Origin of the sequence: Streptomyces sp. NPDC019443 (assembly GCF_044389785.1) — a bacterium.
Lineage (GTDB): Bacteria > Actinomycetota > Actinomycetes > Streptomycetales > Streptomycetaceae > Streptomyces.
Genome location: NZ_JBIRYJ010000005.1, coordinates 528193 through 543569, shown reverse-complemented (window position 1 = coordinate 543569; position 15377 = coordinate 528193). Strand labels below are relative to the sequence as shown.

At 71.9% G+C, this 15377-nt stretch carries 13 protein-coding genes; 10 read left to right on the top strand and 3 right to left on the bottom strand.

Annotated features, from left to right (window positions below; all coding sequences use genetic code 11):
• The first annotated feature begins 169 nt into the window (after positions 1–169).
• The 4 genes from ACH492_RS19835 to cobI are packed head-to-tail and all read left to right on the top strand — an operon-like array spanning position 170 to position 4888.
• Complete coding sequence (locus tag ACH492_RS19835; RefSeq protein WP_398988228.1) at positions 170–2188, top strand: putative cobaltochelatase; 2019 nt, start codon at positions 170–172, stop codon at positions 2186–2188.
• Positions 2188–2787 (top strand): cob(I)yrinic acid a,c-diamide adenosyltransferase, encoded by a 600-nt coding sequence (gene cobO / locus ACH492_RS19830; protein WP_307664269.1) that lies wholly within the window; start codon positions 2188–2190, stop codon positions 2785–2787. The genes ACH492_RS19835 and cobO overlap by 1 nt, the downstream gene beginning before the upstream one ends.
• Positions 2781–4145: a cobyrinate a,c-diamide synthase gene (locus ACH492_RS19825; protein ID WP_398988226.1), complete on the top strand. Its 1365-nt coding sequence runs from the start codon at positions 2781–2783 to the stop codon at positions 4143–4145. Before cobO ends, ACH492_RS19825 begins: the two co-directional genes overlap by 7 nt.
• Positions 4142–4888: a precorrin-2 C(20)-methyltransferase gene (gene cobI, locus ACH492_RS19820; RefSeq protein WP_398988224.1), complete on the top strand. Its 747-nt coding sequence runs from the start codon at positions 4142–4144 to the stop codon at positions 4886–4888. Before ACH492_RS19825 ends, cobI begins: the two co-directional genes overlap by 4 nt.
• Positions 4889–4893: 5 nt before the next feature.
• On the opposite strand, the gene ACH492_RS19815 is transcribed toward cobI, so the two are convergent.
• Complete coding sequence (locus ACH492_RS19815; protein WP_398988222.1) at positions 4894–5613, bottom strand: ZIP family metal transporter; 720 nt, start codon at positions 5611–5613, stop codon at positions 4894–4896.
• Between the two features lie 109 nt (positions 5614–5722).
• On the opposite strand from ACH492_RS19815, the gene cobM reads away from it, so the two are divergent.
• From cobM to cobC, 4 genes are all read left to right on the top strand, one after another.
• Positions 5723–6583 (top strand): precorrin-4 C(11)-methyltransferase, encoded by an 861-nt coding sequence (gene cobM, locus ACH492_RS19810; protein ID WP_398988220.1) that lies wholly within the window; start codon positions 5723–5725, stop codon positions 6581–6583.
• A complete protein-coding gene (gene cobJ / locus ACH492_RS19805; protein ID WP_398988218.1) occupies positions 6580–8274 on the top strand; it encodes a precorrin-3B C(17)-methyltransferase in 1695 nt (564 codons plus the stop codon). The genes cobM and cobJ overlap by 4 nt, the downstream gene beginning before the upstream one ends.
• Positions 8275–8405: 131 nt before the next feature.
• Complete coding sequence (locus tag ACH492_RS19800) at positions 8406–9344, top strand: sirohydrochlorin chelatase (protein WP_398988216.1); 939 nt, start codon at positions 8406–8408, stop codon at positions 9342–9344.
• The gene (gene cobC / locus ACH492_RS19795) at positions 9328–10383 is read left to right on the top strand and encodes an Rv2231c family pyridoxal phosphate-dependent protein CobC (RefSeq protein WP_398988214.1); all 1056 of its coding nucleotides are present in this window, start codon (positions 9328–9330) and stop codon (positions 10381–10383) included. The genes ACH492_RS19800 and cobC overlap by 17 nt, the downstream gene beginning before the upstream one ends.
• Before the next feature lie 336 nt (positions 10384–10719).
• Here cobC and ACH492_RS19790 read toward each other — a convergent pair whose 3' ends face one another.
• Entirely contained in the window at positions 10720–11706 is a 987-nt protein-coding gene (locus ACH492_RS19790) for an SCO1860 family LAETG-anchored protein (protein WP_398988212.1), read from the bottom strand.
• Positions 11707–12012: 306 nt separating this feature from the next.
• Complete coding sequence (locus tag ACH492_RS19785; RefSeq protein WP_398988210.1) at positions 12013–13098, bottom strand: amidohydrolase family protein; 1086 nt, start codon at positions 13096–13098, stop codon at positions 12013–12015.
• A 409-nt stretch (positions 13099–13507) separates the two neighbouring features.
• Between ACH492_RS19785 and ectA the strand changes: the two genes are divergently transcribed.
• Both ectA and ectB read left to right on the top strand, forming a co-directional pair.
• Positions 13508–14044: a diaminobutyrate acetyltransferase gene (gene ectA, locus ACH492_RS19780; protein ID WP_398988208.1), complete on the top strand. Its 537-nt coding sequence runs from the start codon at positions 13508–13510 to the stop codon at positions 14042–14044.
• 23 nt (positions 14045–14067) lie between these two features.
• On the top strand, positions 14068–15336 hold the full coding sequence (ectB, locus tag ACH492_RS19775; protein ID WP_398988206.1) for a diaminobutyrate--2-oxoglutarate transaminase: 1269 nt from the start codon (positions 14068–14070) through the stop codon (positions 15334–15336).
• Positions 15337–15377 lie beyond the last annotated feature (41 nt).

Sequence of the window (15377 nt, the reverse complement as noted above, 5' to 3'; positions counted from 1 at the left end):
GGCCCCGCGCCTCAGACGCCGGCGGGGTTCCAACGGGGCCCGTTGGGGGTCCCCCCGGACGAAGTCTGGGGGAGATTGAGGACTGGGGGTCCAGGGGGCGAAGCCCCCTGGTTACGGGAAGGGGCGGGGTGGGGGAATCACACCGCCGCAACACGATCGAGGAGCCCGCATGAGCACCCCATACCCCTTCACCGCGATCGTCGGCATGGACGACCTGCGGCTCGGGCTGCTGCTGAATGCGGTATCGCCCGCCGTGGGCGGTGTGCTCGTACGCGGCGAGAAGGGCACCGCCAAGTCCACCGCCGTACGGGCCCTTTCCGCCCTCCTGCCCGAGGTGTCCGTCGTCGCCGGGTGCCGGTTCTCCTGCGATCCCTCGACGCCCGACCCCGCATGCCCCGACGGTCCGCACGAGGCCGGTGGCGGTGTGGCGCGGGCCGCGCGGATGGTCGAGTTGCCCGTCGGGGCGTCCGAGGACCGGCTCGTCGGGGCCCTCGACATCGAGCGGGCGCTGGCCGAGGGCGTGAAGGCCTTCGAGCCGGGGCTGCTCGCGGACGCGCACCGCGGGATTCTCTACGTCGACGAGGTCAATCTGCTGCATGACCATCTGGTCGACCTGCTGCTGGACGCGGCCGCCATGGGCGCGTCGTATGTCGAGCGTGAGGGCGTCTCGGTGCGGCACGCCGCACGTTTTCTGCTCGTGGGGACGATGAACCCCGAAGAGGGCGAGCTGCGGCCGCAGTTGCTGGACCGCTTCGGGCTCACCGTCGAGGTGGCGGCCTCGCGCGAGCCCGACCAGCGGGTCGAGGTGGTGCGACGGCGGCTCGCCTACGACGACGATCCGGCCGGATTCGCCGCTCGCTGGGCCGACGAAGAGGCGGCCCTGCGCGCGAGGATCGTGGCCGCGCGGGCGCTGCTGCCCGACGTCCGGCTGGGGGACGGCGCGTTGCGGCAGATCGCCGCGACCTGCGCGGCCTTCGAGGTGGACGGCATGCGCGCGGACATCGTGATGGCACGGACCGCGACGGCGCTGGCCGCGTGGGCGGGGCGCGGCGACGTACTCGCCGAGGATGTGCGGCAGGCCGCTCTGCTGGCGCTCCCGCACCGGCGGCGGCGCAATCCCTTCGACGCGCCCGGTCTGGACGAGGACAAGCTCGACGACACGCTGGAGGAGTTCGGCGGCGAGGAAGACGATCCGGATCCCGACGGTCCGGGCGGCGGTGGCCGCCCGCCGCAGGACGGACCCGGCACACCGCCGCAGGGCGATACGGGGCAGGGCGACGCTGAGCAGGCTGGCACACCCGCACAGCCGCAGGAGGCCGACGGCGGGGAGCCGCAGAGCGCGGGCGGCGGCGAGCAGCAGGCCGTACGGGCCGCTGAGCCATTCCGTACGAAGGTGCTGAGCGTGCCCGGACTGGGTGAGGGCGCGACGGGGCGCAGGTCCCGTGCGCGGACCGAGCACGGCCGGACGACGGGGGCGCGAAGGCCCCGAGGGGCGCTCACCAAGCTGCACTTGGCGGCGACCGTGCAGGCCGCAGCTCCGCACCAGCGGGCGCGCGGGCGCAGCGGCCGCGGCCTGGTGGTGCGGCGTGACGATCTGCGGCAGGCGACCCGGGAGGGGCGCGAGGGAAACCTCGTGCTGTTCGTCGTCGACGCGTCGGGGTCGATGGCGGCCAGGCAGCGGATGAGCGCGGTCAAGGGCGCGGTGCTGTCACTGCTGCTCGACGCCTACCAGCGGCGCGACAAGGTCGGCCTGATCACCTTCCGCGGGAAGGACGCGGAGGTGGCGCTGCCGCCGACGTCGTCGGTGGACGCGGCCGCCACGCGTCTCGAGACGCTGCCGACGGGTGGCCGTACGCCGCTGGCGGCCGGGCTGCTGCGGGCGCACGACGTACTGCGCGTGGAACGCCTGCGCGATCCGTCCCGCCGGCCACTGCTGGTCGTGGTGACGGACGGCCGCGCGACGGGCGGGGTCGATCCGGTCGCGCTGGCGGCGCGGGCCGGGCGGCTGCACGCCTCGGAGGGCACGGCCGCGATCGTCGTGGACTGCGAGTCCGGGCCGGTACGCCTCGGTCTTGCCGGCACGCTCGCGGGCGATCTCGGCGGCACGGCCGTCACACTCGACGAGCTGCGGGCCGACTCCATCGCCGGGCTCGTCCGCGAGGTACAAGGATCAAGGAGGGCAGCCTGATGCCACAGGGACAGCCGGCCGTCGTGCCGGACGACGGACTCACGACGCGTCAGCGCCGTAACCGCCCACTCGTCGTCGTGCATACGGGCATCGGCAAAGGGAAGTCGACGGCCGCGTTCGGGCTCGCGCTGCGCGCCTGGAACCAGGGGTGGCCGATCGGGGTTTTCCAGTTCGTGAAGTCCGCCAAGTGGAAGGTCGGCGAGGAGAACGCGCTGAAGGTCCTCGGCGCCTCCGGCGAGGGCGGCCCGGTCGCCTGGCACAAGATGGGCGAGGGCTGGTCGTGGGTCCAGCGCGACAGGCAGCTCAACAACGAGGAGGCGGCACGCGAGGGCTGGGAGCAGGTCAAGCGCGACCTGGCGGCCCAGACGTACCAGCTGTACGTGCTGGACGAGTTCGCGTATCCCATGCACTGGGGATGGGTGGACACGGCCGAGGTGATCGACGTACTGCGGAACCGGCCCGGCAGCCAGCATGTGGTCATCACCGGCCGCAACGCTCCGGCGGAGCTCGTCGACTTCGCCGATCTGGTGACCGACATGTCGAAGGTGAAGCACCCGATGGACGCCGGTCAGAAGGGGCAGCGGGGCATCGAGTGGTAGCACGACTCGTCATCGCCGCGCCGTCGTCCGGCAGCGGCAAGACCACCGTCGCGACGGGCCTGATGGCGGCCTTCGTCGCGGCGGGGCTTTCCGTGTCCCCGCACAAGGTCGGTCCGGACTACATCGACCCGGGCTACCACTCGCTCGCGACGGGCCGCCCGGGGCGGAACCTGGACCCGTATATGTGCGGTACGGAGCTGATGGCACCGCTGTTCGCGCACGGCGCGGCGGGGTGCGACCTGGCGGTCGTCGAGGGCGTGATGGGACTGTACGACGGTGCGGCGGGGGCGGGTGAACTGGCGTCCACGGCACAGGTGGCGAAGCTGCTGCGGGCACCGGTGGTGCTGGTGGTGGACGCGTCGTCGCAGTCGCGGTCGGTGGCGGCGCTGGTGCACGGGTTCGCGTCGTGGGATCCGCAGGTGCGGATCGGGGGCGTGATCCTGAACAAGGTCGGGTCGGACCGGCATGAGGAGTTGCTGCGGGAGGCGCTGGAGGAGTCGGGGGTGCCGGTGCTGGGGGTGCTGCGGCGGGCTCCGGCTGTGTCGACACCGTCGCGCCATCTGGGCCTGGTGCCGGTCGCCGAGCGGCGGGGAGACGCGGTGGACGCGGTGGCGGCCATGGCCGAACAGGTTCGGCGGGGCTGTGACTTGGAGGGGTTGCTGGGGTTGGCGCGGTCGGCTCCGCGGCTGGATGGGGCGGCGTGGGACCCCGAGGCCGCCTGCGGCGAGCCATTCCCCACGGGAACAAGCCCCGCGCAGCGCCCCCTCGTCGCTGTCGCTGGCGGCCCCGCGTTCACCTTCTCCTACGCCGAGCACACCGAACTCCTCACCGCCGTCGGCGCCGATGTCGTCACCTTCGACCCCCTCCGGGACGAGCAACTGCCCGACGGGACAAGCGGACTGGTCATCGGCGGCGGATTCCCCGAGGTGTACGCCCCCGAGCTGTCCGCCAATGAACCGCTCCGCAAGGACGTCGCCGAGCTCGCGCACTCCGGCGCGCCCGTCGCCGCCGAGTGCGCCGGGCTGCTGTATCTCGCGCGGTCGCTGGACGGGCAGCCGATGTGCGGGGTGCTGGACGCCGAGGCGCGGATGGCGGACCGGCTGACGCTCGGCTACCGCGAGGCCGTCGCGGTGGGCGACAGCGTGCTCGCCTCTGCCGGGACGCGGATGCGCGGGCACGAGTTCCACCGGACCGTCGTCGAGCCTGCCGCAGGAGCCGCCCCCGCCTGGGGGATGCACCGGCCCGAGCGCCGCGTCGAGGGGTTCGTACAACAGGGCGTGCATGCGAGCTATCTGCATACGCACTGGGCTTCCGGGCCCGGCATTGCCCGCCGATTCGTTGAAAGGTGTACGCGATGAGCAGGTTGATCGGGGTCGGAGTGGGGCCCGGTGACCCGGAGTTGGTGACCGTGAAGGGCGTACGCGCCCTTCAGGAGGCCGATGTCGTCGTCGTGCCCGTGATGGCCGCATCCGACGGGAAGGACGGCGGCGAGCCGGGCCGCGCCGAGGCGACCGTCCTGCACTACGTCGACGCCGACAAGGTCGTACGGGTCGTCTTCGCGCTCAACGAGCGCAGCGACCGCGCGCGGCGCGAGGCCGCCTGGGACGCCGCCGGCGAGTCCGTCGCCGCGCTGCTGCGCGACCGCGGCGCCGTGGCCTTCGCAACCATCGGCGACCCCAACGTGTACTCCACGTTCACCTACCTCGCCGAGACCATCGGTGGACTCGTGCCGGACGTCGTCGTCGAGACCGTGCCCGGCATCACCGCGATGCAGGATCTCGCGGCCCGCAGCGGCGCGGTCCTCACCGAGGGCACCGAGCCGCTGACCCTGGTGCCGGTGACCGCGGGGGCCGCTGTGCTCAAGGATGCTCTGGAGGGGCCCGGGACGGTCGTCGCCTACAAGTTCGGGCGGCTCGCGACGGAGGTGGCGACCGCGCTGCGGGAGACGGGGCGTACCGAGGGCGCGGTGTGGGGGTCGGCGCTCGGGCTGCCCGAGGAGTCGATCCGGCCGGCGGCGGAGCTGGCCGAGGGCTCGTTGCCGTATCTGTCGACGCTGATCGCGCCCGCGCCGCGCGGCGGCGGCCGCGGGGGCAAGCTGTGAGCTCCTCATTCGGCGAGGCCCACCACCAGCCAGATGAAGCCCACTCCCCCGGCCGTGCAGAGCAGGGTGGAGCGGGCGGGGTGGGAGTGGTGCGCCTCGGGGAGGATCTCGGCCGCGGCGAGATAGAGCAGGGCGCCACCGAAGAACCCGAGATAGCTGCCGAGGAATTCGACCGGCAGCGTGAACAGCAGAGTGGACGCGGCGCCGACGACGGGGGCGAGCGCGTCGGCGACGAGCATCGCGATCGCCTTGCCGCGGGAGTTCCCGTACAGGCTGGTGATCGTGTACGTGTTGAAGCCGTCGGCGAAGTCGTGGGTGATGACGGCGAGCGCCACAGTCGCGCCCATGTCCTCGCCCACCTGGAAGGCCGCGCCGATCGCGATGCCGTCCGTCAGGCTGTGGCCGACCATCGCCGCGGCCGCCGTCAGACCCACCTGCGGGACGCGCTCATCCGCGCCGTGCGCTGCCTGACGGACGGCCAGCAGCCGTTCCACCAGGTGCGCGGCGAGGAAGCCGCCGACGAACAGCAGCAGTGCCTGCGGCACTCCGAACACCTCGTTGCCCGCCGCCCGAAGTGCCTCGGGCAACAGGTCCAGGCCGACCACACCGAGCATCAGCCCGCCGGTCAGGCCCAGCACGAGGTGGCGGCGGTCGGTGACGCGCCCAGCCGTCCAGCCGCCGAACAGCGTCATCAGGAACGCGCCGAGCGCGACGAACACCGCCATGCGCCTTTGCTAGCGGATTGACCAGCCTCGCGGCACAGCGAAGATCGAGATCCACCCGAATGACACGAGCGACACGTAAGACACGAACCATCCGAGAGGACCACTGCTGATGGCCGATGCCGCCACCCACGGCAAGGTGACTTTCGTCGGCGCCGGCCCGGGCGCCGCCGATCTGCTGACGTTCCGGGCCGCGCGGGCCATCGCTGACGCCGACATCGTCATCTGGGCGGCGAGCCTGGTGCAGGCGGACGTTCTCGACCACGCTCGCGAGGGCGCCGAGATCCTCGACTCGGCGGCAATGTCGCTCGAGGACGTCGTCGCGGTGTACGAACGGGCCCGCGACGAGGAACTGAAAGTGGCCCGCATCCACTCCGGCGACCCCGCCCTGTGGGGCGGCACACAGGAACAGCTCGACCGGTGCGTGGAGCTGGGACTCGCCGTCGAGATCGTGCCGGGCGTCTCGTCGTTCTCGGCGGTCGCTGCGATCACCCAGCGCGAACTGACGATCCCGGAGGTCGCGCAGTCCGTGATCCTGACCCGGCTCGGCGGCGGCAAGACGCCGATGCCGCCGGGCGAGGAGGTACGGGAGTTCGCGCGGCACGGCACGACGATGGCGCTGTTCCTGTCGGCGGCCCGCTCGGGCCAGTTGACGCAGGAGCTGCTTGAGGGCGGCTATCCGACGAGTACGCCGGTGATCGTGGCGTACCAGGCGACCTGGCCGGAGGAGCTGATCCTGCGCTGCACGATCGGCACGCTGGAGGAGACCGTCAAGGAGCACAAGCTCTGGAAGCACACGCTGTTCCTGGTGGGGCCGGCGCTGGCGGCTTCCGGGACGCGTTCGCACCTCTACCACCCGGGGCACTTCCACGGCTTCCGGAAGGCCGACCCGGCCGCCCGTAAGGCGCTGCGCGCACAGGGCGCGAACGAAGGAGCAATCGAGGGAGCAACCGAAGGAGCGACGCAGAAGTGATCGGCCTGATCTCAGCGACGGCGGCGGGCGCGGCCGCCCGTGACCGGCTTGCGGCGGCGTGGCCCGGCCGCACAAAGGTGTACGAAGGGCCGGTGCGCGAGAGCGTCGAGCGGGCCTTCGCGGAGTGCGAGCAGTTGGTGTGCTTCCTGGCGACGGGCGCGGTCGTACGGATCGTCGCCCCGCTGTTGGCGGGCAAGTCTGCCGACCCGGGCGTGGTGTGTGTGGACGAGGGGCAGCGGTACGCGGTGTCCCTGCTGGGCGGCCACGACGGCGGCGCGAATGCCTTGGCAGCGGCGGTGGGTGACGTTCTCGGTGCGGAGCCGGTCGTCACGACGGCGACGGACGCGGCCGGGATCCCGGGCCTGGACACGCTGGGCTGGCCGGTCGAGGGCGCGGTCGCGTCCGTGACGCGGGCGGTGCTTGACGGCGATCCGGTGGCGCTGCGGGCGGACGCGGTGTGGCCGCTGCCGCCGCTGCCCGGGAACGTGGCCCCGGGGGGCGAGGGCGCTGCCGCCGCTCTCCATGTCACGGACCGGGTCGTCGAAACCGGTCCGCACGACGCGGTGTTGCGGCCGCCGTCACTGGTCGTCGGGGTCGGTGCGTCCAAGGGCGCTCCCGTCGAGGAGATCCTCTCGCTGGTCGGGACTGCGCTGAGCGAGGCGGGACTGTCGGTGCGATGCGTCGCGGAGCTGGCGACCGTCGACGCGAAGGCGGACGAGCCCGGCATCGTCGGGGCCGCTCAGCGGCTCGGGGTGCCCTTGGTGACGCATGCCGCCGAGCGGCTCGCCGGGATCGCCGTGCCGAACCCGTCCGGTGCGCCGCTCGCCGCGGTGGGCACGCCGTCCGTCGCCGAGGCCGCGGCGCTCGCGGGCGGGGGTGAACTCCTCGTCCCCAAGCGGAAGTCGAGCCCCGAGGGCCGGGCCGCGATGGCGACCTGCGCGGTCGTACGCAAGACGCCGCGCGGCCGGCTGGCCGTGGTCGGCCTCGGCCCCGGGGCCCGCGATCTGGTCACCCCTCGCGCCACGGAGGAACTGCGGCGCGCGTCGGTACTGGTCGGGCTCGATCAGTACGTCGACCAGATCCGCGACCTGCTCAGGCCCGGCACCCGGGTCATCGAGTCCGGCCTCGGTGCGGAGGAGGAGCGGGCCCGTACGGCTGTCGCCGAGGCCCGCGCCGGGCATGCGGTCGCGCTGATCGGCAGCGGTGACGCGGGCGTGTACGCGATGGCCTCCCCCGCGCTCGCCGAGGCGTCCGACGACATCGACGTGGTGGGCGTGCCGGGCGTGACCGCGGCGCTGGCCGCAGCCGCGATCCTGGGCGCGCCGCTCGGGCACGACCATGTCTCGATCAGCCTGTCCGATCTGCACACGCCGTGGGAGGTCATCGAGCGCCGGGTGCGGGCCGCCGCGGAGGCGGACATCATCGTGACCTTCTACAACCCGCGCAGCCGCGGCCGCGACTGGCAGCTCCCGAAGGCGCTGTCGATCCTCGCCGAACACCGGGAGCCGCAGACGCCGGTGGGTGTCGTACGCAACGCGTCCCGGCCGGACGAATCCAGCCGCCTCACGACACTCGCCGGACTGGATCCGGCGACGGTGGACATGATGACCGTCGTGACGGTCGGCAACACGGCCACGCGCGAGATCGCGGGCCGCATGGTGACCCCGCGCGGCTACCGGTGGCAGTCATGACGCCCCGCCGGCCACGCGGGCCCACGTCGCCGCGCCGCGCACCGACGCCGTACCCCCTGGGCGTGTTCTAGAAGTCCCGCCGCACCCCCGCCGCAAGCTCAGCCGCACCACCCCCACCTCAAGGAGAACGCGTGACCACCCCGCCCGCACTGCTCATCGCCGGCCACGGCACCCGTGACGAAGCCGGGGCCGAGGCCTTCCGGGACTTCGTACGGGAGCTGGGGCGGCGCCATCCCGAACTCCCCGTCGGGGGCGGCTTCATCGAACTGTCCCCGCCGCCCCTCGGCGAAGCCGTCGCCGAGCTGGTGGAGCGCGGTGTGCAGCGCTTCGCCGCGGTGCCGCTGATGCTGGTGTCCGCCGGGCACGCCAAGGGCGACATCCCGGCCGCGCTGGCCCGCGAGCGGGAGCGGCACCCCGGGATCTCGTACACCTATGGCCGTCCCCTCGGCCCGCATCCGGCGCTGCTGCGTGTCCTGGAGCGGCGGCTCGACGAAGCGCTGGGCTCCGTCTCCCGTACGCCCGCGGACCGGGCCGATGTGACCGTGCTGCTGGTGGGCCGCGGTTCGACCGACCCGGACGCCAACGCCGAGGTGCACAAGGCGGCCCGGCTGCTGTGGGAGGGGCGCGGATACGCGGGCGTGGAGACGGCGTTCGTGTCGCTCGCCGCGCCCGATGTGCCGAGCGGCCTGGACCGGTGCGTAAAGCTGGGGGCGCGCCGGATCGTGGTGCTGCCGTACTTCCTGTTCACCGGGATCCTGCCGGACCGGGTGCTCCAGCAGACGCAGGGCTGGGCGGAGGCGCACCCCGAGGTGGAGGTCGTGTCGGCCGATGTGATCGGTCCGACCGAGGAGTTGCTCGACCTGGTGATGGAGCGCTACCGGGAGGCCGTCGCGGGCGACATCCGGATGAACTGCGACACCTGCGTGTACCGGATCGCGATGCCGGGCTTCGCGGACAAGGTGGGCCTTCCGCAGCAGCCGCACTTCCACCCGGACGACGACGGGCACCACCACGGTCACGGGCACGGAAGCGCCCATCACCACCACGGCAGCCATGCGCACTCACACTGACGCACACGACCTGCGGCACCACGGTGACGCGGAGGTGCGCGACGCGGATCTGACGGACCTCGCGGTCAATGTCCGCACCGGGACTCCCCCGGCCTGGCTCCGTGAGCGCATCGCCGGCTCGCTGACCGGCCTTGCCGCCTATCCGGACGGGCGGGCGGCGCGGGCGGCGGTCGCGCGGCGGCACGGTCTGCCGGTGGAGCGGGTGCTGCTGACGGCGGGGGCGGCGGAGGCGTTCGTCCTGCTCGCGCGTGCGCTGACGATACGTCACCCACTCGTGGTACACCCGCAGTTCACGGAGCCGGAGGCGGCGCTTCGGGACGCGGGGCACGAGGTGGCGCGGCTGCTGCTGCGGGAGCAGAACGGCTTCCGGCTCGATCCGGCTGCCGTGCCCGACGCGGCGGACCTGGTGATGATCGGCAATCCGACCAACCCCACGTCCGTACTGCATCCGGCAGCAGACATCGCCGAACTGGCCCGCCCCGGGCGGCTGCTGGTGGTGGACGAGGCCTTCATGGACGCGGTGCCCGACGAGCCCGAGGCGCTGGCGGGCCGGACCGATGTGCCGGGCCTTGTGGTGCTGCGCAGTCTGACCAAGACCTGGGGTCTGGCGGGCCTGCGTATCGGCTATGTGCTGGCCGAGCCTGAGACCGTCGAGGCACTGGAGCGGGCCCAGCCGCTGTGGCCGGTGTCGACGCCCGCGCTGGCGGCGGCCGAGGCGTGCATGGAGCCCGCCGCGCTCAAGGAGGCCGAGCAGGCGGCCCATCTGGTAGCGACGGAGCGGGCCCATCTGCTGGCGGGGCTGGCGGAGTTCGAGGAGGTGCGGGTGGTGGCGGCGGCCGAGGCCTCGTTCGTGCTCGTACACGTCCGGCGCGGCGCCGAGGTGCACAAGCGGCTGCGCGGTCTGGGCTTCGCGGCCCGCCGCGGCGACACATTCCCGGGCCTCGGCCCCGGCTGGCTGCGGCTGGCGGTACGCGACCGGGCGACGACCAACCGCTTTCTGCAGGCGCTCGACCAGGCGCTGACGATGGTGGGCGACTAGGGCGTGCTTTAGAAGTAGCGCCGTCCGCCCGCAGGGCGGGCCCTGCGGCGTCTGGTGCGTGCAGTCGCAAGGCGGTGGGGGCACCCCCGGACGAAGTCTGGGAGAGATCGCCCTCGTACTCGTCGTACTTGGGCGACTGAGACAACATCGCGTGGGTGCACCTCCCAGCGGTAGCTGGCGGAGTGCGTGCCAGGCGTCGCGGGGCTGGGGGCACCTCCCAGGCGAAGCTCTGGGGGAGGGACTTCTAAAACACGCCCAAGGTCTCGGGACGCCGGACGGGCTGACATGTCAGTCCGTCCGGCGTTCGAGGACCGGGGTTCGGGACGGAGCCCCGGGTCAGCGACGGGCGCGGGCGCGGACCAGCAGCAGCGCGCCTCCCCCGAGCGCGAGCATCATGGCCGCCCCGCCCGCGATGTACGTCGTCGTGGCGCTGCCGCCGGTCTCCGCGAGGTTCTCCCCGGCGGGGGTCTCACCGGACTGGGCCTGCACGCCTTCGCTTTCGCCCGACTTGTCGGACGGCTCCTGCGAGTTGCCCGACGGCTCCTGCGAGTTGTCGGACGGCGCCTGCGCGGCGGGGGCGGCGGCGTTGGCGTTGGCGGCGGCCTTGGGCGACTCGCACTTCGCCTCGGCGAGGGTGACCACGCCGGTCACCTCGGCGACGTTCAGCTTGGCAGGGCTGACCGAGACCTTGAGCTCCAGAGCGGTGGCGGCGGCCGTACGGGACGTGGTGTGCGTCTTCGACAGATCGAGCGTCACCTCGCCGACGCCGGGCACATCGACCCGGGTGGTGCCCTTGGCGGAAAGCGTGACCTTCTTGCCGAGCACGGTCACATGGCCGAGCACATTCGACTCTGCGACCGGCTGCTTGCCCGCCTCGCAGACGGCCTTCGACGTGACCTTCTCGACCTCGATCAGGGAGAGCAGCGGCAGCCCGGGCACATGCACCCGGGCGCGCACGAGGTTGGTGTACCCCTCGGCCCTGTGCTTGTCGACGGTCGCCTTCGCGGTGGCCACGTCCGCGCGCAGCACCTGGATGGGCCTGCCCTGGTCGACCCCGTCCAACTGCACGGTCAGCGCGGTCTTCTCTGCACTCGCCGGGGCCTGCACCTCGTTGAGCGTGGCCTTGAGCGGGACGTCGACGGTCTTGCTGCGCAGGGAAACATCGAGACCGGTACGGAGCACGACCGCACTCGCCCGGCCCTCGCCGCCCCCGGTGGCGTGCGCCGGGGCGGCGAGGGCCACGGGGCCGGTGACCAGCGCGGCGGCGGCCGTGACGGCGGCGCAGCGGCGTGCGGCGGGCATGCGGAAGGTGTTGCTGTTCAAGGTGGTGGAACCCCCACAAGAGACATGGCGTCGCCGTCCGCCCCACGGGGACGCGTGGGCGGCGGCGACCAAGACACCGGAATCCTGTACGCACTGGCAGTGAACTGACAGACACCTGGCGTGGGTTCACCCCAAAGTGGGGTTTCCGTGCCGTTATTCGATTCTTGGGGTACGGATGTTCCCCTGAGCCACGCGTGTCACGGCGACAGGGTGGTGCGCCGGTCGACCCGCGGGATCGCGCGTGGAGTGCTTCAACCAGCGTTTCCGGCTCCGGGTCACGCTCGGTCAGCACGGCGGCGGTGTCCGTCAGCCGATCACCCGGCCGTTCAGGATCACCCGCCGCGGCCCCGCCAGCGCTCTGACGTCGGCCCGCGGATCCTCGTCGTACACCACGAGATCCGCCGGTGCGCCTTCCTCGAGCACCGGGCGGCCCAGCCACTGGCGCGCCCCCCAGGCCGTCGCCGACAGGGCCTGCAGCGGCGGGATGCCGGCCTTCACCAGCTCGGCCACCTCGGCCGCCACCAGGCCGTGCGCCAGCGAGCCGCCCGCGTCCGTGCCGACGAAAATGGGCACCCCCGCGTCGTACGCCGCGCGCACCGTGTCGTAGCGGCGCTGGTACAGCCGCCGCATATGGGCGGACCAGACAGGGAACTTGGCCTCGCCGCCCGCCGCAAGGTCCGCGAACGTGGCGATGTTGACCAGCGTCGGCACGATCGCGACACCCCGCTCCGCGAACAGCGGGATGGTGTCCTCGGTGAGCCCGGTGGCGTGCTCGATGCAGTCGATGCCCGCCTCGACCAGGTCCCTCAGCGCTGCCTCGGCGAAGCAGTGGGCGGTCACCCGCACGCCCAGCCGGTGCGCCTCGGCGATCGCCGCCTCGACCGCGCCGCGCGGCCAGCAGGCGGTCAGATCCCCGGCGTCCCGGTCGATCCAGTCGCCGACGAGCTTGACCCATCCGTCGCCGCGCCGGGCCTCCTGGGCGACGTACGCGACGAGGTCGTCGGGCTCGATCTCATGGGCGAAGTTGCGGATGTAGCGGCGGGTGCGCGCGATGTGACGGCCCGCCCTGATGATCTTCGGCAGGTCTTCCCGGTCGTCGATCCAGCGGGTGTCGGACGGTGATCCCGCGTCCCGGATGAGCAGCGTGCCCGCGTCCCGGTCGGTGAGGGCCTGCTTCTCACTGGTCGCCTCGTCGACCGCGCCGTGGTGGTCGAGCCCGACATGGCAGTGCGCGTCGACCAGGCCGGGGAGCGCCCAGCCCTGGACGGTGACGGCCTCGGCGCGGGGCCGGTCGTAGGAGATCCGGCCGTCCACCACCCACAGTTCGTCCCGCGCCTCCTCGGGCCCGACGAGCACCCGCCCCTTCACATGCAGCACTGTGTGATCGCTCATATCGAGCACTGTACGAGGCGTCGTGGGGGCAGCCCGCCGGGCGGTCACCGGGGCCTGCCGGCGACGGTGAACAGCATTTCTCCTGGTATCAAAGTCGGCGTTAATTTAAAATGCGTGAAGATGCTTTATTCCAGCCAGCTTCCCGTATTCTTCTGCCCCCGTTCCGCGATCCTAAACGCCAAGATTTCGATAGGATCGAACGGCGTAATTCGGACGGGTCTCGTTGCCGTTACGGATATGTGACCGACTCCACAGGGCGCCCGATTAGCCCCTTATTTACGGCACAAATCGCCCGAAATCATCGGTCGGCAGCACTAGCGCCCGCGCCCGCGCGATAACACAAAGAGGCGCTCCACCCAACCCCTTCCCTCAGTGCATTTTCAGAATTAGCTCGGTAAATTGCCTCGGCATGACCGCCGCACAAGAAGACCTTGTACGAGCCAACCCCCCGAACGAATTCCCGGAGATCGACACCCCCCGAGTGGAGGACGGAGCCGCGATCTGGCGCATCGCCCGCGACTCCGAGGTCCTGGACCTCAACTCCTCGTACAGCTATCTGCTGTGGTGTCGCGACTTCGCAGCCACCTCGCTGGTGGCGCGCGGCCGTGACGGTGAGCCCATCGCCTTCGTCACCGGCTATGTGCGCCCCGACCGCCCGGAGGCCCTGGTCGTCTGGCAGGTCGCGGTCGACCACGCGCACCGCGGCCGGAGGCTCGCCGGTGTGCTGCTCGACGCGCTGACCGCCAAGGTCACGGACGAGCGCGGGGTGCGCGAGGTCGAGACGACCATCACCCCCGACAACACCGCGTCCGACCGGCTGTTCACCTCCTACGCCAAGCGCCACGGGGCGCCACTCGCGCGTGAAGTCCTGTTCGACGGCGGACTGTTCCCCGAGGGAACGCACCAGCCAGAAGTGCTGTACCGCATCGGACCCATCTCCGCCTGACCCCCCACACCTGGAGACTTGCTGTGACCATCACCCCGCCCGCCCTGAGTGTCTTCGAGACCCTGGAGTCGGAGGTGCGCAGCTACTGCCGCGGTTGGCCCGCTGTGTTCGACCGTGCGCAGGGCAGCTACCTCCACGACGAGGACGGACACGCCTACCTCGACTTCTTCGCCGGCGCCGGATCGCTCAACTACGGGCACAACAACCCGGTGCTGAAACGCGCGCTGATCGACTACATAGAGCGCGACGGCATCACGCACGGCCTGGACATGGCGACCACCGCCAAGCGCGCGTTCCTGGAGTCGTTCCAGAACGTGATCCTGCGGCCGCGCGACCTTCCGTACAAGGTCATGTTCCCTGGCCCGACCGGCACCAACGCGGTCGAGTCGGCGCTCAAACTGGCCCGCAAGGTGAAGGGGCGCGAATCCGTCGTCTCGTTCACCAACGCCTTCCACGGCATGTCGCTCGGCTCGCTCGCCGTCACCGGCAACGCCTTCAAGCGGGCCGGCGCCGGCATCCCGCTGGTGCACGGCACACCGATGCCGTTCGACAACTACTTCGACGGCCAGGTCCCCGACTTCCTCTGGTTCGAGCGCCTCCTCGAGGACCAGGGCTCCGGCCTCAACAAGCCGGCCGCCGTGATCGTCGAGACCGTGCAGGGCGAGGGCGGCATCAATGTGGCCCGCGCCGAGTGGCTGCGCGCGCTCCAGGACCTGTGCCACCGCCAGGACATGCTGCTGATCGTCGACGACATCCAGATGGGCTGCGGCCGCACCGGTGGCTTCTTCTCCTTCGAGGAAGCGGGCATCACGCCGGACATCGTCACTCTGTCGAAGTCGATCAGCGGCTACGGACTGCCCATGTCGCTCTGCCTGTTCAAGCCGGAGCTGGACATCTGGGAGCCGGGCGAGCACAACGGCACGTTCCGCGGCAACAACCCCGCCTTCGTCACCGCCACCGCCGCGCTCGACACCTACTGGGCCGACGGCCAGATGGAGAAGCAGACCCTCGCGCGCGGCGAGCAGGTCGAGCAGGCGCTGCTGGCCATCGTCGGCGAGAGCGGCGAGCCGGGCGTGAGCTTCCGTGGCCGCGGTCTGGTGTGGGGCCTGGAGTTCGAGGACAAGGCGCGCGCCTCGGCGGTCTGCGCCCGCGCTTTCGAGCTGGGGCTGCTCCTTGAGACCTCCGGCCCGGAGAGCGAGGTGGTCAAGCTGCTGCCCGCGCTCACCGTCTCCTCCGAGGAGCTCGACGAGGGTCTGCGCATCCTGGCCCGCTCCGTCCGCGAGACGGCCTGACACCCCGTACCAACCCCCGCAGAAATCCGGCGGGGAAGAGG